The sequence below is a fragment of the Mesorhizobium sp. M1329 genome, assembly GCF_040318035.1.
In the GTDB taxonomy this organism is placed as follows: domain Bacteria; phylum Pseudomonadota; class Alphaproteobacteria; order Rhizobiales; family Rhizobiaceae; genus Mesorhizobium.
Genome location: NZ_JAMYLN010000016.1, coordinates 16015 through 42820, shown reverse-complemented (window position 1 = coordinate 42820; position 26806 = coordinate 16015). Strand labels below are relative to the sequence as shown.

At 63.6% G+C, this 26806-nt stretch carries 23 protein-coding genes; 15 read left to right on the top strand and 8 right to left on the bottom strand.

Annotation, left to right across the window (positions count from 1 at the left end; translation table 11 throughout):
* The first annotated feature begins 13 nt into the window (after nt 1-13).
* Together NKH21_RS17765 and NKH21_RS17760 are read left to right on the top strand one after the other, a co-directional pair.
* The gene (locus NKH21_RS17765) at nt 14-1435 is read left to right on the top strand and encodes a glutamine synthetase family protein (RefSeq protein WP_352866519.1); all 1422 of its coding nucleotides are present in this window, start codon (nt 14-16) and stop codon (nt 1433-1435) included.
* Nucleotides 1436-1499: 64 nt separating this feature from the next.
* The gene (locus NKH21_RS17760) at nt 1500-2222 is read left to right on the top strand and encodes a UdgX family uracil-DNA binding protein (RefSeq protein WP_352866670.1); all 723 of its coding nucleotides are present in this window, start codon (nt 1500-1502) and stop codon (nt 2220-2222) included.
* Nucleotide 2223: 1 nt separating this feature from the next.
* On the opposite strand, the gene NKH21_RS17755 is transcribed toward NKH21_RS17760, so the two are convergent.
* From NKH21_RS17755 to NKH21_RS17740, 4 genes are all read right to left on the bottom strand, one after another.
* The gene (locus NKH21_RS17755) at nt 2224-3489 is read right to left on the bottom strand and encodes a glycerate kinase type-2 family protein (protein WP_352866516.1); all 1266 of its coding nucleotides are present in this window, start codon (nt 3487-3489) and stop codon (nt 2224-2226) included.
* Complete coding sequence (locus NKH21_RS17750) at nt 3486-3989, bottom strand: heme-degrading domain-containing protein (protein WP_352866512.1); 504 nt, start codon at nt 3987-3989, stop codon at nt 3486-3488. The genes NKH21_RS17755 and NKH21_RS17750 overlap by 4 nt, the downstream gene beginning before the upstream one ends.
* A gap of 74 nt (nt 3990-4063) precedes the next feature.
* Nucleotides 4064-5377 carry a guanine deaminase gene (gene guaD / locus NKH21_RS17745; RefSeq protein WP_352866510.1) on the bottom strand — a complete coding sequence of 438 codons (1314 nt, stop codon included), beginning with the start codon at nt 5375-5377 and terminating at the stop codon, nt 4064-4066.
* Between the two features lies 1 nt (nt 5378).
* Nucleotides 5379-6596, bottom strand: a complete 1218-nt coding sequence (locus tag NKH21_RS17740) for a urate hydroxylase PuuD (RefSeq protein ID WP_352866508.1) — start codon at nt 6594-6596, stop codon at nt 5379-5381.
* A 139-nt stretch (nt 6597-6735) separates the two neighbouring features.
* Here NKH21_RS17740 and NKH21_RS17735 point away from each other — a divergent pair, with 139 nt between their 5' ends.
* The 4 genes from NKH21_RS17735 (at nt 6736) to dps (ending at nt 10627) form a co-directional block, all read left to right on the top strand.
* Complete coding sequence (locus tag NKH21_RS17735) at nt 6736-7656, top strand: LysR family transcriptional regulator (RefSeq protein ID WP_352667454.1); 921 nt, start codon at nt 6736-6738, stop codon at nt 7654-7656.
* A 75-nt stretch (nt 7657-7731) separates the two neighbouring features.
* A complete protein-coding gene (locus NKH21_RS17730; protein ID WP_352866505.1) occupies nt 7732-8745 on the top strand; it encodes an LLM class flavin-dependent oxidoreductase in 1014 nt (337 codons plus the stop codon).
* On the top strand, nt 8742-9995 hold the full coding sequence (locus tag NKH21_RS17725) for an LLM class flavin-dependent oxidoreductase (protein WP_352866503.1): 1254 nt from the start codon (nt 8742-8744) through the stop codon (nt 9993-9995). Before NKH21_RS17730 ends, NKH21_RS17725 begins: the two co-directional genes overlap by 4 nt.
* A gap of 143 nt (nt 9996-10138) precedes the next feature.
* Nucleotides 10139-10627: a DNA starvation/stationary phase protection protein Dps gene (gene dps, locus NKH21_RS17720; RefSeq protein WP_023676226.1), complete on the top strand. Its 489-nt coding sequence runs from the start codon at nt 10139-10141 to the stop codon at nt 10625-10627.
* Nucleotides 10628-10635: 8 nt separating this feature from the next.
* Here dps and xdhC read toward each other — a convergent pair whose 3' ends face one another.
* The 4 genes from xdhC to uraH all read right to left on the bottom strand — a co-directional run bounded on the left by xdhC (nt 10636) and on the right by uraH (nt 15896).
* On the bottom strand, nt 10636-11625 hold the full coding sequence (gene xdhC, locus NKH21_RS17715) for a xanthine dehydrogenase accessory protein XdhC (RefSeq protein WP_352866668.1): 990 nt from the start codon (nt 11623-11625) through the stop codon (nt 10636-10638).
* 62 nt (nt 11626-11687) lie between these two features.
* Nucleotides 11688-14039 carry a xanthine dehydrogenase molybdopterin binding subunit gene (xdhB, locus tag NKH21_RS17710; protein ID WP_352866666.1) on the bottom strand — a complete coding sequence of 784 codons (2352 nt, stop codon included), beginning with the start codon at nt 14037-14039 and terminating at the stop codon, nt 11688-11690.
* On the bottom strand, nt 14039-15520 hold the full coding sequence (gene xdhA / locus NKH21_RS17705) for a xanthine dehydrogenase small subunit (protein WP_352866501.1): 1482 nt from the start codon (nt 15518-15520) through the stop codon (nt 14039-14041). The genes xdhB and xdhA overlap by 1 nt, the downstream gene beginning before the upstream one ends.
* A gap of 1 nt (nt 15521) precedes the next feature.
* Entirely contained in the window at nt 15522-15896 is a 375-nt protein-coding gene (gene uraH, locus NKH21_RS17700) for a hydroxyisourate hydrolase (RefSeq protein WP_352866499.1), read from the bottom strand.
* 173 nt (nt 15897-16069) lie between these two features.
* Here uraH and puuE point away from each other — a divergent pair, with 173 nt between their 5' ends.
* The 9 genes from puuE to NKH21_RS17655 all read left to right on the top strand — a co-directional run bounded on the left by puuE (nt 16070) and on the right by NKH21_RS17655 (nt 26787).
* A complete protein-coding gene (puuE, locus tag NKH21_RS17695; protein ID WP_352866497.1) occupies nt 16070-17503 on the top strand; it encodes an allantoinase PuuE in 1434 nt (477 codons plus the stop codon).
* A 63-nt stretch (nt 17504-17566) separates the two neighbouring features.
* Complete coding sequence (locus NKH21_RS17690; protein WP_502911898.1) at nt 17567-18415, top strand: bifunctional allantoicase/(S)-ureidoglycine aminohydrolase; 849 nt, start codon at nt 17567-17569, stop codon at nt 18413-18415.
* Nucleotides 18412-18915 (top strand): ureidoglycolate lyase, encoded by a 504-nt coding sequence (locus NKH21_RS17685; RefSeq protein ID WP_352866491.1) that lies wholly within the window; start codon nt 18412-18414, stop codon nt 18913-18915. Before NKH21_RS17690 ends, NKH21_RS17685 begins: the two co-directional genes overlap by 4 nt.
* On the top strand, nt 18915-19508 hold the full coding sequence (locus tag NKH21_RS17680) for a nucleoside deaminase (RefSeq protein WP_352667433.1): 594 nt from the start codon (nt 18915-18917) through the stop codon (nt 19506-19508). The genes NKH21_RS17685 and NKH21_RS17680 overlap by 1 nt, the downstream gene beginning before the upstream one ends.
* A gap of 69 nt (nt 19509-19577) precedes the next feature.
* Complete coding sequence (locus NKH21_RS17675; protein ID WP_352866489.1) at nt 19578-21560, top strand: CocE/NonD family hydrolase; 1983 nt, start codon at nt 19578-19580, stop codon at nt 21558-21560.
* A gap of 155 nt (nt 21561-21715) precedes the next feature.
* The gene (locus tag NKH21_RS17670) at nt 21716-23302 is read left to right on the top strand and encodes an ABC transporter substrate-binding protein (RefSeq protein ID WP_254816007.1); all 1587 of its coding nucleotides are present in this window, start codon (nt 21716-21718) and stop codon (nt 23300-23302) included.
* A 16-nt stretch (nt 23303-23318) separates the two neighbouring features.
* A complete protein-coding gene (locus NKH21_RS17665) occupies nt 23319-24278 on the top strand; it encodes an ABC transporter permease (RefSeq protein WP_023718086.1) in 960 nt (319 codons plus the stop codon).
* A gap of 11 nt (nt 24279-24289) precedes the next feature.
* The gene (locus tag NKH21_RS17660; RefSeq protein ID WP_352469848.1) at nt 24290-25117 is read left to right on the top strand and encodes an ABC transporter permease; all 828 of its coding nucleotides are present in this window, start codon (nt 24290-24292) and stop codon (nt 25115-25117) included.
* On the top strand, nt 25117-26787 hold the full coding sequence (locus tag NKH21_RS17655) for an ABC transporter ATP-binding protein (protein WP_352866485.1): 1671 nt from the start codon (nt 25117-25119) through the stop codon (nt 26785-26787). Before NKH21_RS17660 ends, NKH21_RS17655 begins: the two co-directional genes overlap by 1 nt.
* Nucleotides 26788-26806: the final 19 nt, after the last annotated feature.

Below are 26806 nucleotides of genomic sequence, written 5' to 3'. Positions count from 1 at the left end.
ACAAGCTTGCGGCATGAAACAAGCGCCCAAGCAAAGTTTGAACCTGGTCACGGCATCCCCTTCGGGCTCGACGCCCGCCGAGGCGCAGGCCTTTCTCGACGCTCATCCCGAGATCGAAGCGTTCGACATCGTGCTGACTGACGCCAATGGCGTCGGGCGCGGCAAGATCGTGCGCCGGCACGAGTTGATGAGCATCTTCGAGAGTGGCCGGCACATGCCGATCTCGATCCTCGGCCTCGACATCACCGGCGAGGATGTTCACGAGACCGGGCTGATCTGGGCGACCGGCGACGGCGACCTGCGGGCGTGGCCGATCCCCGGCACACTGGTGCCGCTGTTCGGCACCCAGCCGCCGCGCGGCCAGGCCCTGATGGCGATGTACCATCTCGATGGCCAGCCGATGTCGTCCGACCCGCGGCTGGCGCTCGCCCGCCAGGTGGACATCCTCGCGGCCAAGGGCCTGCATCCGGCCGGCGCCTTCGAGCTCGAATTCTTCCTGCTCGCCAACGAGCGCGATGCCGAAGGCAAGGTGCAGCCGGCGCACGCGGTACTCGACGGACGCCGCTCGGCCAAGACGGAGGTCTATTCCGTCGACCATCTGCACGGCATGGAGCCGCTGTTTTCCGACATCTACGCCGCAGCCAAGGTGCAGGGCATCCCGGCCGAGACGGTCATCTCGGAATATGCGCCCGGCCAGTACGAGCTGACACTCAACTACCGCAAGGACGTGATGCGGGCAGCCGACGATCTCGTCATGCTCAAGCGGCTGGTGCGGGCGCAGGCGCGCCGTCATGGTGTCACCGCTTGCTTCATGGCCAAGCCGATCGAGAAGTATGCCGGCTCTGGCATGCATTTTCATGTCTCGCTGCTGGACGATGCCGGCAAGAACGTCTTTGCCGAAGCCGGCGGCGAAAGCTGGTCGCTGCCGCTGCTGCGCGGCCTCGGCGGACTGATCCAGACGATGGCGGAATCGATGCTGGTCTTCGCGCCGCACGCCAACTCATGGCGGCGTTTCGTCTCGCAATCCTATGCGCCGGTGGCGCCGACCTGGGGCGTCAACAACCGTTCGGTGGCGCTGCGTGTGCCGGCTGGCGATGCCAAGAACCGCCGCATCGAGCACCGGCCATCGGGCGTCGACGCGAATCCTTATTTGGTGGCAGCAACGGTGCTGGCGGGCATCGTCAAAGGCCTTGACGAAGGCCTCGATCCCGGTCCTGAAACCACCGGCAATGGCTACGAATCGGCCGTCACGCGCACGACGATGCCGGTCGACTGGCGTGCCGCGATCGAGGCGGCAAGGGCGTCGAGTTTCCTCAAGGGTGCATTGGGCGAAGACCTGCACCGGACGTTCGTGGCGATCAAGCAGTCGGAATATCTGCGCGTGGCGCGCACGGTCAGCGAACTGGATTATCACCTCTATCTGCACGAGGTGTAGGCATCACGTTGGCCACGCCGAATAAATTCAACGGAACCTTCGGTGGGCTTCGCTCATTCCGGTTCTGATTGCAGGAGCGGACAAGGCCGCATCAGCCATGATCGCCAGGATGCAGACGACCCCCACGCCGCACCACGCCAAGGTGCAGTCGAGAGGCTTGCCGACCGGCAAATCCCCGGAAACGACAGAAATCGACGCCAGGACGATTCCTGAACTGCGCGAAACGGCCAAGATCTGCCGCCGCTGTCCGCTATGGCACGACGCCACGCAGACCGTGTTCGGTGAGGGCCCTGACAAAGCTAAGGTGATCTTCGTCGGCGAACAGCCGGGCGACCAGGAGGACCTGGCGGGCAAACCTTTCGTCGGTCCGGCCGGCAAGGTGTTCGACGCGATCCTGGACGATGCCGGCGTCGACCGGCTGAAAGTCTACGTCACCAACGCGGTCAAGCATTTCAAGTTCGAGCCGCGCGGCAAGCGGCGCATCCACTCCAAGCCGAACGCCGGCGAGGTGCAGGCTTGCCGCTGGTGGCTCGACAAGGAGATCGATCTGATCAAGCCCAATCTGGCGGTAGCGCTCGGCGCAACGGCGGCGCAGGCGCTGCTCGGCAAGGTGATGCCGATCATGAAGATGCGCGGAGCGGTGGTGGAGCGCGACGATGGCTTGCGTGTCTTCGTCACCATCCACCCGTCCTTCATCCTGCGCATTCGCGAGCCGGCGGACAAGCAGGCAGAACGCGAGCGGTTCCTGCAGGATATGAGAGCGGTGAAAAAGCTGATGGCCGCCTGAACTATTTGATCAATATCGCCCGGAGATCGTTGACGTTCGTGCCGGTCGGACCGGGTACGAAAAGGTCATCTGCGGCATTGAATGCCGTCCAGGCGTTGTTGCCGGCAAGCATGGCCTTGGCATCGACGCCCGCCTTATGCATCCGCGACACTGTCGAGCCGTCGGCGAAGGCGCCGGCATTGTCTTCCGAACCGTCTATGCCGTCGGTGTCGGCGGCCAGTGCGTAGACGCCCGCCATGCCGCTGATGCCGATGGCGAAGGCGAGCAGGAATTCAGAGTTGCGGCCGCCCTTGCCTTTCGCGCGCAAGGTCACGGTCGTCTCGCCGCCCGACAGGATCAACACCGGCTTTGCGAATGGCCGGTTGCGCGTCGCCACTTCGCGCGCGATCGCGGCGTGGACGCCGCCGACCTCACGCGCCTCGCCCTCGATGGAATCGGAGAGGATGACCGCTTCGATACCTTGGTGCCTGGCCTCGGCCGCAGCCGCTTCCAGCGATACGCCGGCCGAGGCGATCAGATGTACCTCGTTGCGCGAAAAACGCGAGTCGTCCGGACGCGGTGCATCGGCCGCCGGCGAATTGATATGCGCCATGACCGAAGCCGGCAGGCTCATGCCATAGGCAGCGATCGACGCCAATGCGTCCTCACGGCTGCCTATATCCGGCACGGTCGGACCAGAAGCGACCAGCGCCGGGTTATCGCCCGGAATGTCGGAGACCACCAGCGACACCACCCTGGCTGGATAGGCAGCGGCCGCCAGCCTGCCGCCCTTGATCGTGGAAACATGCTTGCGGATGGTGTTCATCGCGGCGATCGGCGCGCCGGAGGCGAGCAGCGCCTCGTTGACGGCGATCTCATCGGCCAGCGTCAGACCTTCGGCAGGTGACGGCAGCAGCGCCGAGCCGCCGCCGGAAATGAGCGCCACGACAAGGTCGTCCGCAGTCAGTCCCTGGACTTTTTCGAGCAGCCGTCGGGAAGCTTCGAGCCCCGCGGCATCCGGCACAGGATGCGCCGCCTCGATGATCTCGATGCGCCGGCAGGCCGCGCCATAGCCGTAGCGGGTGACGACCAGCCCTTCGATCGGCCCGTCCCACATTTTCTCGAAAGCCGCCGCCATCTGCGCCGAGCCTTTTCCGGCACCGATGACGATGGTCCGGCCCTTCGGCCTTGCCGGCAAATGATCCTTGATCGTCCTCTGGGGATCGGCGGCGGCAACGGCGGCGTTGAAGATCGAAATGAGAAAGAGCTTGGGGTCTATCTCTGTCATTGTGCTTCCGCCGGCAATGCCAGCTCGCGCGCATTTATGCCGAGATACTCACAAAGCGCATCGACGACCACGCCATGGTCCCCACGCTCCGGCAGGCCCGAGACGGCGATCACGCCGATGACGCCGGCGCCCTTGACAGTGATGGGAAAGCCGCCGCCGGCCAGCACGTAGTCGGCAATGTTCAGTCCCTCGCCGGGCTTGAAGCTGCGGTCGGGGCGCTGCTGCTCCAGCACCATGCGGTAGGTGCTTTTCAGGAACCGCCGTACCACGTTGATCTTGCGCCGCGCCCAATCGGGATTTGAAGCGTTCGAGCCGGGCATTGCCGCATAGAACAGCGGCCGGTCGAAAGTTCTGATATCGACGATGATCGGCTGGTTTTCCTTGAGAGCCCGATCGCGGATCGCCGAGCCGATCTTGAAAGCGACGGCTTCATCGAAGGCCGAAAAGACAAGCGTGGCTTCCTGTTTCTCGATCAGAGCGATGTCGTCCGCAACGGCCATGTCGTTCCCCTGTCAATCTCGCCTGTTGCTTTGGCGGATGGCTGCCGCCCGGTCAAGCCGGCCGCATATGACGGCTAAACCGCCATATCCGTCTTGGCCGCGCAGCCGGCGACATAGACCTCGCGCACGGCGCGGTCGTCGCCGAGCGTCTGCAGCAGAAACAATTCCTCGGCGAGCGTGTCTGCCGTCTCCACCCGCAGCCGCATCGCCGGCGTGGCGCGGGCGTCGAGCACGATGATATCGGCGTCGCTGCCTTCCTCCAGGGTGCCGATCTTTTCCGCAAGCGACAGCGCCTCGGCATTGCCGCGGGTCAGTTGCCAGAACGACTGGAACGGATTGAGCTTCTCGCCGTTCAACGCGATCACCTTGTAGCCCTCGTCCATGGTGCGCAGCATCGAATAGTTGGTGCCACCGCCGACATCGGTGGCGGCGGCGATGCGGAGCGGCTTCTCGCGGCGGCGATAGCGCTGATAATCGAACAGGCCCGAGCCGAGAAACAGGTTGGAGGTCGGGCAGAACACCGCCACCGAACCGCTATCGGAAAGCGCATCCGCCTCGCGTTCCGAGAGATGAATGCAATGGCCGAACAGGCTTCTGCGGCCGAGCAGCCCGTAATGCTCATAGACATCGGTATAGTCGCGCGCCTGCGGATGAAGCTGCTGCGTGAAGGCGATCTCGGCGTGGTTTTCCGACAGATGCGTCTGCATGTGCAGATCAGGATATTCGCGGCAGAGCGCGCCCGCCATCTCCAATTGCTCGGGCGACGAAGTGATGGCGAAGCGCGGCGTGATGGCATAGTGCTGGCGCCCGTTGCCGTGCCACTCATCGATCAACGCCTTGCTGTCGTCATAGCCCGATTGCGGCGTGTCGAGCACGCCTTCCGGTGCGTTGCGGTCCATCATCACTTTGCCGGCGATGTTGAGCATGTTGCGGTCGTGCGACTCGGCAAAGAACGCTTCGGCCGATTCCTTGTGCACCGAGCAATAGGCCGCGACCGTCGTCGTGCCGTGGCGCAACACTTCGTCCAGGAACAGCCTGGCGATACGGCGGCCATGCTGGACGTTCTGGAATTTTGCCTCTTCCGGAAAGGTGTAGGTGTTCAGCCAGTCGAGCAGCTCGGCGCCATAGGAAGCGATGACCTGCATCTGCGGAAAATGCGCGTGCGCATCGATGAACCCGGGCAGCAGCAGATGCGGCCTGTGGTCGATCTTTTTTGTTCCCTCGCCCGCCTTTTTCTCAACCTCGGCATAGGCGCCCGCGGCAACGATCCTGCCGTCGCGGAGCAGCAAGCCGCCATCTTGCTCGTAGCGCCAGGCGGAGTAGTCGTCGATGGTTTCGGGCCAGCGCAAAAACGACAGCGTGCGGCCGCGCAGCAGCGTGCTGGTCATGCTATTTCCCCGCGCCTTCGAACCATGCCACCAGCAGCGCCCGTTCCTTGTCGGTGATCTGGGTGACGTTGGCGGGCGGCATGGCGTGGCTGCGTCCGGCCTGCAGGTAGATCTCGCCGGCGTGCTCGGCGATGCCGGCATTGGTATCGAGCATCACGCCCTTCGGCGCGTGGTAAATGCCCTCGTAGGACGGCTCCGCCGCGTGGCACATCGAACAGCGGCCAAGCACCGTATCACGCACGGCAGGGAAATGCGCCGAGGCGACGTAGACCTGGGCCGCCGCTGACGCCTTCGCCTCGCCGGTCAGCTGCTTCGGTGCCGTCGACAGCCAGATGATGACGACGAACAGGACGGCGGCCGCCAGCCAGGTCCAGGTCGGATTGCCTTTGCGCGCATGCCTGGTGTTGAAATAGTGCCGGATCAGCACGCCGATGATGAACACCAGCGAGGCGATGACCCAGTTGAACTCTGTCCCGAACGCCAGCGGATAATGGTTCGACAGCATCAGGAACAAAACCGGCAGCGTCAGGTAATTGTTGTGCAGCGAGCGCTGCTTGGCGATCTTGCCGTATTTCGGATCTGGCTTACGGCCGGCGATCAGGTCGGCGACGACGATCTTCTGGTTGGGGATGATGACCATGAAAACGTTGGCCGACATGATCGTCGCGGTGATGGCGCCAAGATGCAGGAAAGCGGCGCGGCCGGTGAACAAGTGGGTCAGTCCCCAGGCCATGAACACCAGCACGCCGTAGAGCACCAGCATCAGACCGGTGTCGCTGTTGCCGAGCGGCGAACGGCACAAGAGATCGTAGACCACCCAGCCGACGCCGATCGTCGCCAGCGACAGCAAGATGCCTGTAGGCACCGACATGGCGAGCACATTGGGATCGATCAGGAACAGGTCCGCCCCGGCATAGTAGACGACGCACAGCATGGCGAAGCCTGACAGCCAGGTGGCGTAGGATTCCCATTTGAACCAGGTCAGGTGCTCGGGCATTTCAGCCGGTGCCACCAGATATTTCTGCACATGGTAGAAGCCGCCGCCATGCACCTGCCATTCCTCGCCGAAGGCTCCGGCGGGCATGCCCGGACGCTGGCGCAGGCCGAGGTCGAGCGCGACGAAATAAAAGGACGACCCAATCCAGGCGATACCGGTGACGACGTGCAGCCAGCGCACGGCGAAACTCAGCCAATCCCAGAATATCGCGAAATCCATCATGAAAAATCATCCCTGCCGACCCACTGACTTTACGGACTGGAGCGCAAACGGAAAGGGCCGAGACGCACGATGACTTTCAAAAAAAATTGGAAAATACTAGGTTGATCATACGCAGCCACATGAGAGCCACGGAAGCCGCATGGCCTATCTCGATAACATCGCCGTTTTTGTCCGCGTCGTCGAACTTGGCAATTTGTCGGCGGCTGGGCGCGACATGCGCATTTCGCCGGCGGTCGCTTCCAACCGGATCAAGGAGCTCGAGAAGCACCTGGGCGTCAGGCTGTTCAACCGTACGACGCGGCAATTGATGCCGACCGAGCACGGCACGGTGTTCTACTCCGGCGCCAAGCAGGTGCTGGAGGCGGTCACCGAGGCGGAAGCGGCGGTGAGCGCGTTATCCGGCCAGCCGCGCGGCACCATAAAGGTGACAGCGCCGCTCGGCCTCGGGCGGCGGCTGGTGGCATCCGGCATCCCGGATTTCCACGACAGGTACCCAGATATCGAGGTGCGGCTCCGGCTTTCCGATCACAATGTCGATATCATGAAGGAAGGAATCGACGTTGCGTTCCGGCTGGGCATCATCGAGGATTCCAGCCTCAGGATGCGCGGCATCATGGAATGCGAGCGCGTGCTGGTAGCGGCTCCGCAATATCTGGAAGTGCGCGGCGAGCCGACCGAGCCGCAGGAGTTGATCGGCAAGAAACACGATTGCCTGATGCTGCGCTATTCCGGCGCGCGCGAATATGTGTGGACGCTGCAGACGCCGAACGGCCCGCAAAAGTTCGAGGTGCACGGCCCCTACGATACCGATGATGGCGACGTGCTGACCGGCTGGGCGCTGTCCGGCCGCGGCATCATCAACAAGCCGCGCTTCGAGGTCGAGCCCTTTATCCGCGACCACCGGCTGAAGGTGATCCTGAGCAACACGCCGCCGACGCCGGTGCAGTTCGCCGCCGTCTACCCGCATAAGAAGCTGCAGGATCCGAAGGTGCGGCTGCTGCTCGATTTCATGGCGGAGCGCTGCCAGCGGCTGATCAGGGATATTCTGGCCGGCAAATGATCGTCGGCTGGCCGGTTGCTTTCCGTCCAGCCGACGAGATAATTCCCAAGGAATTTCGCTCAACAGGGAAAAGCGATGGCCAACGGCGCCACAATGTGTCTCGCCGTTTCACTGTCTCCGGAAGCCGCCCCTTCCCATCCGCCCGACGCCGGCCCGGACTTCAGTCTGCTGATGCGGTTCGTGCAAGAAGCCGAAGCGGCCGGTCTGGACATGGTGTTGCTCGGCGATTCCGCGCCGGTTGCAGGCGGGCTGAACCGGCAAATGCGCTTCGAAGCAACGACCTTGGCGGCGGCCCTGGCGACGGTGACAAGCAGGATCGGCCTCGTCGCCGCGGCCTCGACGGTCGCCCACCAGCCCTACAATCTCGCGCGCCGTTTCGCTTCGCTCGATATTATCAGCCATGGCCGCGCCGGCTGGAACGCGAGTATGATGCCCGACCCGCGCGAGGCGGCCAATTTCAGCCGACCGGAAGGGTTTTCCGGCGACGATTTCCGCCTGCGCGCCGATGAATTCATCGGCATCGTGCAAGGCCTGTGGAACGGCTGGGACGCAGACGTGCTGCTGTTCGACAAAGTTGGCGGCCGCTTCTTCGATCCCGAGAAGATGCACGTTCTCGACCACAAGGGCGAATATTTTTCCGTGCGCGGGCCGCTCAACGTGGCGCGGTCGCCGCAGGACACGCCGGTGCTGGTCGTGTCCGGCCTGTCCGAGCCCGACATGGCTATCGCCGCCCGCAGCGCCGATGTCGTCCTGCTGGATGAGCCATCGATCGGGCCGGCGAAGGCTGGCGATCTGAAGCGCCGTGCGCTTGCCTTCGGGCGCGGGCCGGAGGCGCTGAAAGTGCTGATGAACGTTACCGTCAGCGCCGAAATAACCGCCGCACCGGACCTGTTTGCGGACAGGCTCGAAGAGTGCTTTCGCTCGAAAGCCTGCGACGGTTTCAACATCGCCACGCCGCTCACGTCGGCGCTCGACGATTTCGTCGGTCTCGTGCTGCCGGAGCTTCGCCGCCGCGGCCTTGTCCGGTCGGGCTACAGCGCGGCGACACTGCGTGCCCATCTCGGGCTTGCAGGTCAGGATCGGCAATGAGCGCCGGTCGAGGCCAGATGAAGCTCGGCGCCTTCCTGTGGGCGACGGGCCACCATATCGCCGCCTGGCGCCACCCGCAGGCGCATGTCACGGCCGGCATAGACATCGACCACTACGTCCAGCTGGCGCGGACGGCGGAAGCAGCCAAGTTCGACATGATCTTCTGCGAGGACGCCGCCGGCGTGCGCGAGGCCAATGTCGACATCGCCAGCCAAACGTCGCGCTCGATCGGCTTCGAGCCGATCAGCCTGCTTGCCGCGCTCGCCGTCCAGACGGAGCGCATCGGCCTCGTCTCCACGGCGTCGACGAGCTATAACGAGCCTTACGGACTGGCGCGGACCTTCCTGTCGCTCGACCATCTGAGCGGTGGCCGAGCCGGCTGGAACCTCGTCACTTCGGCGAGCCAGATCGAGGCCGCCAATTTCGGCTCGACCGGACTGCGCCCACATGCGGACCGTTACGAACGCGCGCGCGAATTCGCTGCCGTGGTTACCGGCCTTTGGCGAGGCCAGGGTGGACACGAAGGCAGAAGTTTTTCGGTGCGCGACCCGCTCGATCTGCCGCGCTCGCCACAAGGTGCGCCGGTCATGGTTCAGGCAGGAGCGTCGGACGAGGGCCGCGATCTCGCCGCCCGGACCGCCGACGTGGTGTTCACGGCGGCGCAGACATTCGAGGAGGCGAAGGCCTTCTACGACGACCTCAAGGGACGGCTGGCGGCCCATGGGCGCGAGCCGGAGGACGTCAAGATCATGCCCGGTGTCGCGCCGGTCGTCGCGGCAAGCGAAGCGGAAGCCCGGGCAAAACATGATGAACTGCAGGAGCTGATACCGGACGATGTCGGAGTCGCGCTGCTTTCCAGCTATCTCAGCATATCCGATCTCGCGCGCTATCCCATCGACGGACCGCTGCCCGAGCTGCCGGCCAGCGAAGGCATGCAGAGCCGGCAGGCGCTGGTCATCGAGCAATCACGCCGCAACAAGCTGTCCATTCGCCAGCTTGCCCGTCATTTCGCCGGCGCGCGCGGCCATTGGCGCGTCGTCGGAACGCCGGCCCAGATCGCCGACGAGCTCGAGGCACGCTTCGAGGGCGGCGCGGCAGACGGTTTCAACGTCATGCCATCCTATTTTCCCGGCGAACTCGATGCCTTTGCCACACTCGTCGTGCCGGAGCTGCAGCGGCGCGGGCTGTTCCGGAAGGATTATGAAGGCAGCACGCTGCGCGACCATCTGGGCTTGAAAAGGCCGGCGTAAACGACGAGCGGAACGAAAGTCGGAGATCGCCGTTTTGGGATGCTGTGCCGCGGCGATGAGGGCGTCTGCGCGCATATTCGATTTGACCATCCCAAACTTCGCCCTCTTCAAACCACGCGGACGCACCGCCACAGGAGCCGATCATGGATGCCATCGCCACCCGCAACGACCTGCAATCCAATGCCAAGAAAGAGTGTATCGACCTTCTCAATGCCCGCCTCGCCGACGCCATCGATCTGGCCTTGATCACCAAGCAGGCGCACTGGAACGTCAAGGGACCGCAATTCATCGCCATTCACGAGATGCTCGACACGTTCCGCGAGGAGATCGACGGCCATGTCGACACCATTGCCGAGCGCGCCGTACAGCTCGGCGGCACGGCGCTCGGCACCTCGCAGGAGGTCTCGAAGGCGACTATGCTCGAGGCCTATCCGACCGACATCCACAAGACCCGGGATCACCTGGCGGCGCTGATCGACCGGTATGCCGCAACCGCCAAGCGGGCACGCGCGGCAATCGACGAAGCGGCTGGCGCGGGTGACGCCGACACCGCCGACATCTTCACCGCCTATTCGCGCTCGCTCGACAAATTGCTGTGGTTCCTGGAGGCGCACACGCAGGAGAAGGAATAGAAGGAACGTCAGCCGGCCATCGCCTTGCCGCGACGGGCTTTGGACGGAGCTGCCGGTGTTATCCCGTGGGCCGCCAACGCCGTCATGATTTCGGCTGCGGCGAGTGCGGCGATCACTTGCGGGCGCTTGTCCTTGACGGCACCGCCGCCGATCGGCGAGACGAGGCGGGCAAATTCCGCCTCGCCTCCGTCCGCCGATTTCAGGAACCAGTTCCGGAACGTCGCCTTCTTGGTTCTGGAGCCGATCATGCCGACATAGGCGGCATCGCGGCGTTTCAGCGCCTCGGCGACGATCAGGAAGTCCAGCGCATGGTCGTGGGTAAGGACGACGAAGGCGGATCCAGCCGGGGCTTCGCGCACCATTGCCTCAGGCATCGGCGTCAGCTTGGTTTCGACCGTATCCGGCATGCCCCCCAGCGCCTCGGCTCGCGTCTCGACAACGACGACACGTACCGGCAGCAAAGCCACCGCCGAGGCCAGCGCATGGCCGACATGGCCGCCGCCGAAGATGTAGACATGCGGCAGTTGCGCCTCCTCGGCCTCCGCCTCCGCAACAAGCTTGGCCTCATGCGCGGCGTTGACCAGCCGGATCAGCAGCTCGACCCTGCCGCCGCAGCATTGGCCGATCTCCGGCCCGAGCGCGATGTCGAGCGTGGCGCGGATATCCCTCCCTCTTGAGGGGAGGGTGGCGGCGAAGCCGCCGGGTGGGGTCGCCGCGGCAGTGCTCGACGCGCTGGCGGTACCTTCTGAGACGACCCCCTCTGGCCGCTCCGCGGCCATGTCCCCCTCAAGGGGGGAGAAAAGCATCTGCCGCGCTTTGTCGATCGCCATATATTCGAGCTGGCCGCCGCCGATCGTGCCGAAAGTGGCCGATCCTGAGACGAGCATGAAGGCACCCGTTTCGCGCGGCGTCGAACCTTTTGTCCCGGCCACCTCAACCAAGGCGACCTGGCCGGCACCGGCAAGAAAGGCTTTCAGGCTCTGCACTTTCGCGTCCATCATTCGCGTTCCCTATTGGGAAATATAGCGTTTTTCGGCCTGAATTGCACGTTTTCCGGGATTCAAGTGCCGGTCCTGGCTTCCCGCTTCAGCCGTTCGATCGCCATCAGCACACGCTCCGGCGTGGCCGGCGGGTCGAGGCGCGGGCAGATCTTGTGGCCGGCAACGCTCGCCACAGCGTCCGATAGGGCATGCAGCACCGACATTGCGAGCGGAAAGGGCGGCTCGCCGACCGCCTTGGAGCGGTGCACCGTCGGCTCGCCCGCTTGCGCCCAGGCGGCCAAAGTCACGTTAAAAATCTTCGGCCGGTCCGACGCGAGCGGGATCTTGTAGGTCGACGGCGCGTGGGTGCGCAGCCGCCCCTTGTCGTCCCACCACAGTTCCTCCGTCGTCAGCCAACCCATACCCTGGATGAAACCGCCCTCGATCTGGCCGAGGTCGATGGCGCGATTCAGCGAGCGGCCGGTTTCGTGCAGGATGTCGGTGCGCTCGACTATATATTCGCCGGTCAGCGTATCGACAGAGACTTCCGAGCACGCGGCGCCATAGGCGAAATAATAGAAGGGATGGCCCTCGCCCTTGTCGCGGTCCCAATGGATTTTCGGCGTCTTGTAGAAACCCGCCGCCGAAAGCTGGATGCGCGCCATATAGGCCTGCCTGACGAGATCGGCGAAGGCGATCTCCTGGTTGCCGATGCGCACGCGGTTGGGCAAGAACAGCACCTGATCGCGCGGCACCTGGTATCTCTCGACGGCGAAATTGATCAACCGGTCCTTGATCTGGCGGGCGGCATTCTGCGCCGCCATGCCGTTGAGGTCGGAGCCGGAAGACGCGGCGGTGGCCGAGGTATTCGGCACCTTGCCGGTCGTCGTCGCGGTGATCTTGACCTGATCGAGGTCGATCTGGAACTCTTCCGCCACGACCTGCGCCACCTTGACATAGAGGCCCTGCCCCATCTCGGTGCCGCCGTGGTTCAGATGCACCGAACCGTCGGTATAGACATGCACCAGCGCGCCGGCCTGGTTGTAATGAGTGGCGGTGAACGAGATGCCGAACTTGACCGGCGTCAGCGCCAGTCCGCGCTTGATGAAGCGGCTGTTGGCATTGAAAGCATCGATGGTGCGGCGGCGCCTCGCATAGTCGGAACTCGCCTCCAGCTCGGCGACGATGCGCTGGATGATGTTGTCCTCGACCGTCTGGTGGTAGGGCGTGATGTTGCGGTCGCTGGTGCCGTAGAAATTCTTCTTGCGGATTTCGAGCGGGTCCTTGCCGACGGCAAACGCGACTTCGTCGATGACGCGCTCGGCGCCGACCATGCCTTGCGGACCGCCGAAGCCGCGAAAGGCGGTGTTCGATACGGTATTGGTGTAGAGCGGCGCCGATTGCGCGTGCACCGCCGGCCAGAAATAGGTGTTGTCGCAATGGAACAGGGCGCGGTCGGTGACCGGGCCGGAGAGGTCGGCCGAGAAGCCGCAGCGCGCCGCGAACATGAAATCTACGCCCAGAATATTGCCCTCGTCGTCGAAGCCGACCTCGTAGTCGACGAGGAAATCGTGGCGTTTGCCGGTGGCGATCATGTCGTCGTCGCGGTCGGGCCGGATTTTCACGGCCCGATGATGTTTCTTCGCGGCGACAGCAGCCAATGCCGCAAACTGATTGCCTTGCGTTTCCTTGCCACCGAAAGCGCCGCCCATCCGGCGGATTTCCACCGTCACCGCGTGGCTCGGCACACCGAGCGCGTGGCTGACCATGTGCTGGATTTCGCTCGGGTGCTGGGTCGAGGAATAGATGGTGACGTCGTGGTCCTCGCCAGGAATGGCCAAGGCGATATGGCCTTCGAGATAGAAATGCTCCTGGCCACCGATGCGCATTTTTCCCTTCAGCCGGCGCGGCGCCGCATTGATCGCAGCCGCTGCATCACCCCGCTTCAACGTCAGCGGCGGCGTGACCAGCTTGTCTTTCCGGGGATCGAGCTCGGCGACATCGGCGACGAACGGCAATTCCTTGTATTCGACCTTGGCCAGCCTCGTTGCACGGCGCGCCTGCTCGCGGGTTTCAGCGATGACGCAGAAGATCGGCTGACCGAAAAATTGCACCTTGCCGTCGGCCAGCACCGGCTCGTCGTGACGGCCGGTCGGCGAAATGTCGTTCTCGCCTGGCACGTCGCTCGCCGTCAGCACATCGATGACGCCGGGTGCGGCGCGCACCGCCGAAAGGTCCATGCTGGTGATGGTGGCATGCGTCGCCGTCGAAAGCCCAAGGCAGCCGTGCAGCGTGCCGGCCGGTTCCGGCATGTCGTCGATATAGACGGCCGTGCCACTGACATGCTTGTGCGCGGAATCATGGCGCTGGTCGGTTGCGACGCCGCCGGCGATTTTTTGCGCCTTCAGGTTTGGGGTGGCGTGCTTGTTCATCATGCCGCCTCGTGCCGTGATACCTGGATCGGCGCCCGGGTACCGGTGGTTTCGGCAAAGAAGCGCAGCAGCAGGTTGCGCGCCGCCAGCGCCCGGTATTCGGCGCTTGCCCGCATGTCGGTCAGCGGGGTGAAATCGCCGGAGTACGCGGCCATCGCCGCCTCCACCGTCGCTTCCGTCCAGGGCTTGCCAAGCAATGCCTTTTCGACGCCAAAGGCTCGCTTCGGCGTTGCCGCCATGCCGCCATAGGCGATGCGCACGCCCGCCACCTTGCCATCACCGGCGAGCTTCAGGAAAAACGCGCCTAGCGCTGCTGTTATGTCTTCGTCGCGGCGCTTGGTGATCTTGTAGACGGCAAATTTCGTCTCGCTGCCCGGCACCGGAACATGCACGGCCTCGACGAATTCGCCGGGCTGCCGGTCCTGCTTGCCATAGGCGATGAAAAACTCCTCGAGCGGGATCGTCCGCCGCTTGTCGCCGCGGCGCAGCGTCAGGCGGGCACCGAGTGCGATCAACGGCGGCGGCGTGTCGCCGATCGGCGAGCCATTGGCGATATTGCCGCCGATGGTGCCCATGTTGCGCACCTGGTCGCCGCCGATGCGGTCGAACAGCGGGCCGAGCGCCGGGATGCGCTTCGCCAGCGTCGCGAAGGCTTCGCTATAGGTGACACCGGCGCCGATCGAGATGACGCCCTTGTCCTCGGAAATCCCGCACAGACCGTCGAGATTGCCGATGAAAACCGCCGGCGCAATATCGCGCATGTGCTTGGTAACCCAAAGGCCGACATCGGTCGAACCCGCGACGATAGTGGCGCCCGGCTCCTTGACCAGCACGCTGGCCAGATCGTCAGCATTGGCCGGCACGATCAGCCGCTTATTGCCGGAGCCGATCTCGATGCGCGAACCGTCCTTCATCGCTTCCAGCTTGGCCGTGACTGCCTTGCGCTCCGCCGCCAGCGGGTCCTTGGCAGCCTTGCCGTAGCTGGAGATGGCACGTGCGGCGCGCATGATCGCCTCGTAGCCGGTGCAGCGGCAGAGATTGCCTTGCAGCGCCTTTTCAATGGCGGCGTCCGACGGCTCCGGCGACCGCATCCACAGCGCATAAAGCGACATGACGAAACCCGGCGTGCAGAAGCCGCATTGCGAGCCGTGGAAATCGACCATCGCCTGCTGCACGGGGTGCAGTTTTCCTGCGTCGCCGCGCAAATGCTCGACGGTCACGACATGCGTGCCGTCCAGCGAGCCAAGGAAACGGATGCAGGCATTGACGCTTTCATAGACCAGTGTTCCACCGGAGAGCCTGCCGACCAGCACCGTGCAGGCGCCGCAGTCGCCCTCGGCGCAACCTTCCTTGGTGCCGCGCAGCGAGCGGTCGAGCCGCAGCCAATCGAGCAGTGTCTGGTCGGGTGCAACCGTGCCGAGCGCGACGTCCTCGCCATTGAGGATGAAGCGGATTTCGTTGCGTGTCTTGATCCCGGCCATCTCAGCTTCCCCGGTAAGTCGAATAACCGTACGGCGACAGAAGCAGCGGCACATGATAGTGCGTCGGCTCGGCCATGCCGAAGCGGATCGGCACATGGTCGAGGAAGGCCGGTTCTGGCAGTTTTGTCCCTTGCCGGCGCAGATAATCGCCGGCCGCAAAGATCAGCTCGTATTCGCCGGTACGGAATTCCGCGCCAGCAAGCAGCGGAGCATCGCAACGGCCGTCATCATTGGTGACGACCGTCTTCAGATGCGTCCGGGCCTGACCGTCAAGATGATAGAGTTCGATCGACAGACCGGCCGCCGGCTTGCCGGCTGCGGTGTCGAGGACGTGGGTCGTCAGGCGCCCGCCTTCGGCTTTCGACGTTTCCGCCACTGGCTGCTCCATTCCCTGCACAGTCGAACACTATTCATGAATTGTGCGCCAATTAAAGGCGATGCATAAGTCCCGGTCGAGCGGAGCGCGACAAAAACACTTTCAAAAATTTCGGGGGAATGCGCAGACACTCCTTTCGACTATCCTGATCACACTTTCCGGCAGGAGCGAGAATGCGTTACGAACGAGATATGCGCGGCTACGGAGCCAATCCGCCCGATCCGAAATGGCCCGGCGGGGCGCATGTCGCGGTGCAGTTCGTCGTCAATTACGAGGAGGGCGGCGAGAATTGCGTCCTGCACGGCGACAAGGCTTCGGAGGCTTTCCTGTCGGAGATCGTCGGCGCCGCGCCCTGGCCCGGCCAGCGTCACTGGAACATGGAATCGATCTACGAATACGGCGCCCGCGCCGGCTTCTGGCGATTGCTGCGCCTGTTCAGCGAGGCGCAAGTGCCGATCACCTGTTACGGCGTCGCCACCGCCCTGGCGCGTTCGCCCGATCAGGTTGCGGCGATGCAGGAGGCCGGCTGGGAGATCGCCTCGCACGGACTGAAATGGATCGACTACCGCGACCACGCGCCAGAAGACGAGCGCCGCGACATGGAAGCGGCGATCCGGCTGCATTATGAGGTCACAGGTGCGCGGCCGACCGGGTGGTACACCGGCCGCACCTCGATCAACACGGTGCGGCTGGCGGCGGAGGAGGGCGGCTTCGACTATGTGTCGGACACCTATGACGACGAACTCCCTTACTGGTTCGAGCATGCGGCACCGGACGGGTCGGCGAAGCCGCAGCTGGTCATCCCCTATACGCTCGACGCCAACGACATGCGCTTTGCCACGCCGCAGGGCTTCAACTCGGGCGACCAGTTCTTTGCCTATCTCAGGGATAGTTTCGACACGCTCTATGCCGAGGGCAAGGCAGGGCGGCCGCGCATGATGAATATCGGCCTGCACTGCCGCCTGGTTGGGCGGCCGGGCCGGGTCGCGGCACTGAAGCGCTTCATCGACTACGTCAAATCGCACGACAAGGTCTGGCTGGCACGGCGCATCGACATTGCAAAACACTGGCAGGAGACGCATCCGTTCCGGCTGCCGGCGCTGCGCCCGTCGAAAATGGAATTCGAGGCCTTCGTCCAGGCATTCGGCGGCGTGTTCGAGCATTCGCCGTGGATTGCCGAGCGCGCCTATGAGCTGGAGCTCGGCCCGGCGCATGACAGTGCCGGCGGGCTGCACAATGCGCTCTGCCGCGTCTTTCGCGCGGCGAGCGAGGCCGAGCGGCTTTCCGTGCTCAATGCCCACCCCGATCTTGCCGGAAAACTGGCGCAGGCCAGGCGGCTGACGGCGGAATCGTCGAGGGAACAGGCTTCGGCCGGGCTCGACGCGCTGACCGACAAGGAGCGCGAGCTGTTCGCAAAACTCAATGCCGCCTACGTCACCAGTTTCGGTTTCCCCTTCATTATTGCGGTGAAAGGCAAGACCAAGGGGGAGATCCTGGCCGAGTTCGAGGCGCGTATTGGCAACAGCCACGATGTCGAATTCGAAACCGCCTGCAGACAGGTCGAGCGCATCGCGCTGCTTCGTCTCAAGGACATGCTTCCGCAATAGGCTTTGGCTGCCGCGATGGGCCCTGGCTTCCGCAACAGGCTTGAATTTATGGATATGATGAAAATGGCCGAGCGAACCTATTATGCGCCGCAGGGCGGACATCCCGGCCAGAGCGAATTGCTGACCGGCCGCGCCGTATTCACGCAGGCCTATGCCGTCATCCCCAAAGGCGTGATGCAGGACATCGTCACCAGCGCCTTGCCGTTCTGGGATGGGACACGCGTCTGGGTGCTGTCGCGGCCGCTGTCGGGTTTTGCCGAGACGTTTTCGCAATATATCGTCGAGCTCGCGCCTGGCGGCGGCAGCGACCGCCCTGAGCTTGACGTCGCCGCTGAAGGTGCGCTGTTCGTGGTCGAAGGCGAGCTAAGCGTTTCGCTTGTCGGCAAGAAACATAGCTTGAGGCCGGGCGGCTTTGCCTTCCTGCCGCCGGCGAGCGGGTGGACGGTGCGCAATGAGAGCGGCGCCGCCGTCCGCTTCCACTGGATCCGCAAGGCTTATGATGCGGTCGACGGCATCGATACGCCGCAAACGTTCTTCGCCAACGAACACGACATCGCGCCGAGCCCGATGCCGGGTACCGAAGGCCGATGGGCGACGACGCGCTTCGTCGATCCTGAAGACATGCGGCACGACATGCATGTCACCATCGTCACGCTCGAGCCGGGCGCGGTCATTCCCTTCGCCGAAACGCATGTCATGGAGCACGGGCTCTATGTGCTGGAGGGCAAGGCGGTCTATCGTCTCAACCAGGACTGGGTAGAAGTCGAGGCTGGCGACTATATGTGGCTGCGCGCCTTCTGCCCGCAGGCTTGTTATGCCGGCGGCCCAGGCAAATTCCGCTATCTCCTCTACAAGGACGTCAACCGCCACGCCAAGCTTGGCAGCGCCGGCGTCGCGAGACCTACACCATGACCCGCATCGTCGCGCGGCCGCTGACCCGCGAGAATTTCGCCGAATTCGGCGACGTTATCGATATGGGCGGCGACAACCATTATCCGATCAATGACGGCAAGGCCGAGCGCTACCACGACCTCGCCACCGCGGAAGCACGAGGGCCGAATGCGCGCGTGCTGATCTCGATGGTGCGTGGCACGCCCTATGAGCTGCCGTTGAAGCTTACCATGGTGGAGCGCCATCCGTTCGGCAGCCAGGCCTTCATCCCGCTGTCACCACGGCCGTTCCTAGTCGTCGTCTGCCATGATGGCGAGGAAGGCCCGGGCGAGCCGCATGCCTTCATCACTGCGCCCGGGCAAGGTGTCAACTATCCGCGCAATTTGTGGCACGGCGTGCTGACGCCGATCGGCGAGCCGCAGGACTTCCTGATCGTCGATCGTGGCGGCGACGGCTCCAATCTCGAAGAGTGCCATTTCTCGCACGCCTACGAGATCGATCTTCCCGATGGGAGCCGATGATGACCGACATTTCGCTGATCGACCGCCTGCTCGACGTCATCGAGCACGACATCGTGCCGAAGACCGTCGAAGGCGTCGCGCATGGCAACAAGTTGTTCGGCGCGGCGATCCTGCGCAAGGACGACCGTTCGCTGGTGCTGGCCGAAACCAACAATGAGACAGAAAACCCGCTCTGGCACGGCGAGGTGCATTGCCTGAAGCGCTTCTACGAAATGCCGAAGGCCGAGCGCGTCGATACCAGGGATGCGATCTTTCTTGCCACTCACGAACCTTGCTCGCTCTGCCTGTCGGCGATCACCTGGACCGGCTTCGACAATTTCTACTATCTGTTCAGCCACGAGGATTCGCGCGACAGCTTCGACATCCCGCACGATCTGAAGATCCTGAAGGAGGTCTTCACCCTCGACCCCGGCGGCTACAATGCCGAGAACGCCTATTGGAAGAGCCTCTCGATCCGCAAATTGGTGCGGTCGCTGCCCGAGATCGAGCGCCTGCGACTGGAAACGCGGATCGGCAAAATCTCCGCGCGCTACGACGAACTGTCCGGCGCCTACCAGGCTGGCAAGGCCGACAACGACATTCCGCTGAGTTGACGCGGATTGACCAGCCGAATTCGTTGGCTGGCCCACGACGCATCGGCAGCGGCTCCATCATGTGGCCGCATGAAAACCGTCACTGAATTTCCCCGCAAGGTCGTTGAATTTCCGGACATGGGGATCGTCATGCCGGACGGCTGCCGGCTATCGGCGCGGGTGTGGATGCCGGCCGATGCTGCCGACGATCCAGTGCCGGCGATCCTCGAGCACCTGCCCTACCGCAAGCGCGACGGCACGATCTATCGCGATCAGCTGACGCATCCTTATTTCGCTGGCCATGGCTACGCCTCGATCCGCGTCGACATGCGCGGCAATGGCGATTCCGAAGGGCTGATGGACGACGAATATTCCGAGCAAGAGCTGCAGGACGCCTGCGATGTCATCGCTTGGGCTGCGGCCCAGCCCTGGTGCAACGGCAATGTCGGTATGATGGGCATTTCGTGGGGCGGCTTCAATTGCCTGCAGGTAGCAGCCAAGCAGCCGGCGGCGCTGAAGGCGGTCATCAGTCTCTGTTCGACGGTCGACCGCTATGCCGACGACATCCATTACAAGGGCGGCTGCCTGCTGATCGAGAATTTCGGCTGGGCCTCGACCATGCTGTCCTATTCGTCGCGACCGCCGGATCCGTTGCTGGCCGGCGACAACAGATGGCGCGACCTGTGGCTGACCCGGCTGGAGAACCAGCCCTTCCTGGCGCCGCTGTGGCTGAAGCACCAGCACCGCGACGCCTATTGGAAGCGCGGCTCGATCTGCGAGGACTATCCCGCCATCCACGCCGCCGTGCTGTCGATCGGCGGCTGGCATGACGGCTATCGCAATACGATTTCCCATCTCGCCGCCAATATCGAGGCGCCGGTCAAGGGCATCGTCGGCCCCTGGATCCACAAATACCCGCATTATGCCGCGCCCGAACCGCGCATCGGCTTCCTGCAGGAGGCCTTGCGCTGGTGGGATCGCTGGCTCAAGGACATCGACACCGGCGTCGAGGCCGACCCCGCCTACCGCGCCTATGTCATGGACAGCGTGCGTCCGGCGCGCTGGCATCCCGAGCGGCCGGGCCGCTGGGTCGCTGAATCAGAATGGCCGTCACCCAACATCAAGACGCAAGAAGTTGAGCTTATCGCTGAAGGCAACCACGCTATCGTCGCTTCGCCGCAAAGCTGCGGCCTTGCCGGTGGCGAATATTTCCCCTTCACCTTCGGCCCGGAACTGCCGGGTGACCAGCGCCCCGACGATGCACTGTCGGTGTGCTTCGACCATCCGGTGCTGACCGAAGCGGTTGACATCGTCGGTGCTCCCGAAGTTGTGGTCAGGGTCTCGTCGGACCGGCGCCAGGCGAACATCGCGGTTCGGCTGTGCGACGTCCATCCGGACGGAGCGTCGGAGCTGATCTCCTACGGCGTGCTCAACCTGACGCATCGCAACTCGCATGAATTTCCCGAAGCGCTGGTGCCCGGCGAAACCGTCAGCGCCCGGGTGGTGCTCGACCAATGCGCCTATCGCGTGCCGGCCGGCCACCGCTTGCGTGTTGCCATCTCCAACAGTTATTGGCCGATGATCTGGCCGTCGCCGGAGCCGGTCCGGCTGGAATTGTCGGCCGCGGCGTTGATGCTGCCGCTGCGCCCGCCGTTGACAGGCGACGAGGTCACCTTCCCCGCCCCCGAAGGCGCCACGCCCTGGGCAACCGAAACGGTCCGCGCCGCCAATTCCGAGCGTCATGTCGACCGCGACGAAAAGACCGGAATGATCACGCTTTCCATCGTCGATGATTTTGGTGAGGTGCGCGACCTGGAGCATGGCCTCGCCAATGGGAGCGTCGCCAGAGAGACATGGTCGATCCATCCCGACAATCCGCTGTCAGCGTCGGGCAAGACGCATTGGACCCAGACGCTGTCGCGAAATGGATGGTCGGTGCGCACCGAAACCTTCGCCGAAATGCGCTCCGACTCGCAAAGCTTCATGGTTAGCGCCAGAATTGAAGCCTATGAAGGCGAGAAACTGGTCTTCGAGCGCAACTTCGAGGAGAAAATCCCGCGCGCACTGCTTTGAGCGCTTATCGCGATTGGTCCAATTGCGACGCACGATTTACGCCACGGCATGTCGCATTCGGTCTTGCTTACCGCTTTCCCTTACGGTCATTATTCTCCCGATCGAAATGAGAAAAAACGACCATAAGGTCGGACCAACAGAGTGAGGAACTTAACATGTCGAACGAACTGGAATATCTGAGCCGGCGCGTTGCGTCCGGCAAGCTGAGCCGTCGCGATTTTCTCGGCCGGGCGGCAGCGCTCGGCGTCACCGCAACCTTCGCCAATTCGCTGCTTTCCAGCGCTTCCCGCGCGGCGGGTCCGGTCAAGGGCGGCACGCTCAAGGCCGGCCTGGTCGGTGGCGAATCCACCAACAGCCTCGATCCGGCGCTGTTCATGACGCAGGTGCCGTTCGCCTTCGGCAAGATGTGGGGCGAACTGATCGTCGAACTGTCTCCCGAAGGCAAGCTCGAGAACCGCATTGCCGAGGAGATCGGCTCGTCGGACGACGCCAAGACCTGGACGCTGAAGATCCGCGATGGCGTCGAGTTCCACAACGGCAAGAAGGTGACCGCAGAGGACGTGGCCGCCACCCTCGAACGCCATTCGGACGAGAAGTCGAAGTCCGGCGCGCTCGGTTACATGAAAGGCATCGAGAGCATCAAGGCCAGCGGCAAGGAAGTGGTGCTGACGCTGAAGGAGCCAAACGCCGACTTGCCCTATCTGCTTAGCGACTATCACCTGATCATCCAGCCGAACGGCGGCAAGGACAAGGCCGATGCCGGTATCTCGGCGGGTCCTTACAAGGTCACCACCAACGAGCCCGGCGTGCGCCACGGCGGCGAGCGCTTCGCCAATTACTGGCAGGGCGACAAGATGGGCCATGCCGACCAGATAGAGATCATCGTCATCAACGACGCCACGGCGCGTACGGCGGCGCTGCAGGGCGGCCAGGTCCACATGATCAACCGCGTCGAGCCGAAGATCGTCGACCTGATCAAGCGCGTGCCCGGCGTCACCATCCGCAACCATTCTGGACCCGGCCACTACGTCTTCATCATGCACTGCGACACCGCGCCGTTCGACAACAACGACTTGCGGATGGCGTTGAAGCTGGCGATCGACCGCGAGGAAATGCTGAACAAGGTGCTGCGTGGCTATGGCTCGCTCGGCAACGACTTCCCGATCAATGCATCGTACCCGCTATTCACCGAGATCGAGCAGCGCAAATACGATCCCGACAAGGCCAAGTTCCACTACAAGAAATCGGGCCATGACGGTGCCGTCCTGCTCCGGACGTCGGACGTCGCCTTCCCCGGTGCCGTCGACGCCGCACAGCTGTTCCAGCAAAGCGCGGCCAAGGCCGGCATCAAGCTGGAGATCAAGCGCGAACCGGGCGACGGCTACTGGTCGGAAGTCTGGAACAAGCAGCCCTTCTGCGCCTCCTACTGGGGCGGCCGCTCGACTCAGGACCAGATGTACTCTACCGCCTATCTGTCGACCGCCGACTGGAACGACACACGGTTCAAGCGTCCGGATTTCGACAAGATGGTGCTGGCGGCCCGCGCCGAGCTCGACGAGGCCAAGCGCAAGGCAATGTACCACGACATGGCCGTAATGGTGCGCGACGAGGGCGGCCTGATCCTGCCGATGTTCAACCAGTTCATCGACGCGACGGGCGCCAAGGTTGCCGGCTGGGTGGATGATCCGCATCAGGAGTTGATGAACGGATATGCACTGGCGAAGTGCTGGCTCGAAGCCTGAGCCCGGCCTTGCGGATATGTCCTCACCCATCGTGAAACTGGTGGCCCAGCGCATTGCGCTGGGCATCATCCTTCTATTGGCCGTTTCGGTCCTGATCTTCGCCGGCACCCAGATCCTGCCCGGCGACGTCGCGCAAGCCATTCTCGGGCAGTCGGCGACACCGGAGTCGCTCGCCAATCTGCGCGAGCAGCTCGGCCTCAATGATCCCGCTTACATCCGTTATTTTCGCTGGCTCGGCGGCATCCTGACCGGTGATCTCGGCACGGCTATGTCGAGCGGTCAGGATATCGCAACCTCTATCAAGGGAAGGCTGTGGAACACGCTGTTCCTCGCCTTCTGGGCGGCGGTCGTCGCGGTGCCGCTGGCGATCATCCTCGGGCTGATCGCGGTGCGCTACCGCAATGGCTGGGTCGACAAGCTGATCTCGGGACTGGCGCTGGCCTCGACGTCCTTCCCGGAATTCTTCGTCGGCTATGTGCTCGTCTTTTTCTTCGCGGTGCAACATCAATGGTTTCCCGCCATTTCCACCGTCTATGACGGGATGCCGTTCGGCGAACGCATCCAGGCCATAGCACTGCCGGCGGCGGCGCTGACCCTGGTGGTGCTCGCCCATATGATGCGCATGACGCGCGCCGCGATCCTCAACGTCATGCAGTCGGCCTATGTCGAAACCGCCGAACTCAAGGGGCTTTCGGCCTTCGCGGTTATCCGCAGGCATGCCTTCCCCAATGCGATTGCGCCGATCATCAACGTCGTCATGCTCAATCTCGCCTATCTCATCGTCGGCGTCGTCGTGGTCGAAGTCATCTTCGTCTATCCGGGTATGGGCCAATATCTCGTCGACCACGTCACCAAGCGTGACGTGCCGGTGGTGCAGGCGGTCGGGCTGATCTTCGCCGCCGTCTATATCAGCCTCAACATCATCGCGGACATAGCGGCGATCGTCGCCAATCCGCGCCTCAGACATCCGAAATGAAGGGGTCGGGTATGCTCGTCATCAAACGCATTCCCATCCCGGCGTTGGTCGGCATCGTGCTGACGGCGCTGTTCGTTCTGGCGGCGATTTTCGCGCCGTGGATCGCGCCGCACGGCAATGCCGAGATCGTCAGCGACGTCCCTTGGGAACCGATGTCGGCGGCGCATTGGCTGGGCACCGACAATCTCGGCCGCGATCTGTTGTCGCGCATGATCTACGGCGCCCGCATCACCCTTTTCATCGCGGTGCTGGCGACCGCGCTGTCGTTCTCGCTCGGCGCCATTCTCGGCTTTTCGGCAGCGGTTTTCGGCGGCTGGTTCGACACGCTGCTGTCGCGTCTCGTCGATCTCCTGATGTCGATCCCGACGCTGATCATGGCCCTTGTCGTGCTTTCGGTGCTGCCATCCAATCTGGTGACGCTGATCCTGGTCATGGGCGTTCTGGATTCGACCCGCGTCTACCGCCTGTCGAGGGCGGTCGCCGTCGACATCAACGTCATGGATTACGTCGAGGCGGCCAAATTGCGCGGCGAAGGCAGCGGCTGGATCATCTTCCGCGAAATCCTGCCCAATGCGCTGTCGCCGCTGGTTTCGGAACTCGGCCTGCGCTTCATCTATGCCGTGCTGTTCCTGTCGACGCTGTCCTTCCTCGGGCTTGGCGTGCAGCCACCGGACGCCGATTGGGGCGGAATGGTCAAGGAAAACAAGGATGGTATCGTCTTCGGCATAGGCGCCGCCCTCATTCCGGCGGCGGCGATCGCAGCGCTGGCGATTTCAGTCAATCTCGTCGCCGACTGGGTGCTGAACCGCACGACAAGCCTGAAGGGAGGACGCGGGTAATGGCTGACAAGCAACCGATGCCTGGGCAACCGAAGTCCGGCGTGCTGCTCGACATCCGCAATCTGCGCATCGAGGCCACCGTATATCCGCCGGGCGAGGCGCCGAAGAACATCGTGCTGGTGCACGACGTCTCGCTGACGCTCGAAAAGGGCAAGGTGCTCGGATTGATCGGCGAGTCCGGCGCCGGCAAGTCGACCATCGGCCTGTCGTCGATGGGCTACGGCCGCGGCGGCGTGCGCATCACCGGCGGCGAGGTCATCCTCAATGGCCGCGACATCCTGAAGGGCGGCAACGAAGGGTTCCGCAAATTGCGCGGCCGCGAGGTCTGCTATGTCGCGCAATCGGCGGCAGCGGCCTTCAATCCGGCGCACAGGCTGATGGACCAGGTGGTCGAGGCAGCACTCCTGCACGGCACGGCGACGCGGGCCGAAGCCGAAAAGCGCGCCGTGGCGCTGTTCAAGAAGCTCAGCCTGCCGAACCCCGAAAGCATCGGCGAGCGCTTCCCCCACCAGGTCTCGGGCGGTCAGCTGCAGCGCGTGATGACGGCAATGGCGCTGTGCTCGGAGCCCGACCTGATCGTCTTCGACGAGCCGACCACCGCGCTCGACGTGACGACGCAGATCGACGTCTTGGCGGCGATCAAGGACGCCATCCGCGACACGCATGTCGCGGCGCTCTACATCACCCATGACCTTGCGGTCGTCGCCCAGGTCTCGGACGAGATCATGGTGCTGCGCCACGGCCGGCTGGTCGAATGGGGCGGCACGCGCCAGATCATCAAGGAGCCGCGCCAGGAATACACCAACGCACTGGTTTCGGTGCATGAGATCGAACACCAGGAGCAGAAGCCCGGCACGCGCCCGTTCCTGTCGGTCAAGAACATCACTGCCGCCTATGGCCGCAGTCACATCAAGGTGCTGAAGAACGTCTCGGTCGATATTTTCCCGGGCCAGACGCTGGCTGTGGTCGGCGAGTCCGGTTCCGGCAAGTCGACGCTGGCGCGCGCCATCACCGGCCTCTTGCCGCCCGAACAGGGGACCGTCACCTTCGACGGGCGTCCGCTCGCCAACCGGCTTGCCGACCGGCCGAAAGAGGATCTTCGCCAGCTGCAGATGATCTACCAGATGGCCGATGTGGCGATGAACCCGCGGCAGACGGTCGGCACTATCATCGGCCGGCCGCTGGAATTCTATTTTGGGATGCGCGGGCGCGAGCGCGACAAACGCGTCGCCGAACTGCTCGACAAGATCGAAATGGGCAAAGGCTATGTGGACCGCTATCCGGCCGAGCTTTCGGGCGGCCAGAAGCAACGCGTCTGCATTGCCCGCTCGCTCGCCGCCAAACCGAAGCTGATCATCTGCGACGAGGTGACCTCAGCGCTCGACCCGCTGGTCGCCCACGGCATACTGGAGCTGCTGCTCGAGCTGCAGAAAGAGGAAAACGTCGCTTATCTGTTCATCACCCATGATCTCGCAACAGTGAAGTCGATCGCCGATTCGATCGCGGTGATGTATCGCGGCGAAGTGGTGCGCTACGGCGCCAAGAGCACCGTGCTGACGCCACCCTTCGATGCCTACACCGATCTTTTGCTGTCGTCGGTGCCAGAAATGGAGATCGGCTGGCTGGAAAAGGCGATCAAAGGACGGCGCATGGCCAGCGCGGGGAACTAGCGGCCCTTTGCGCCCGACG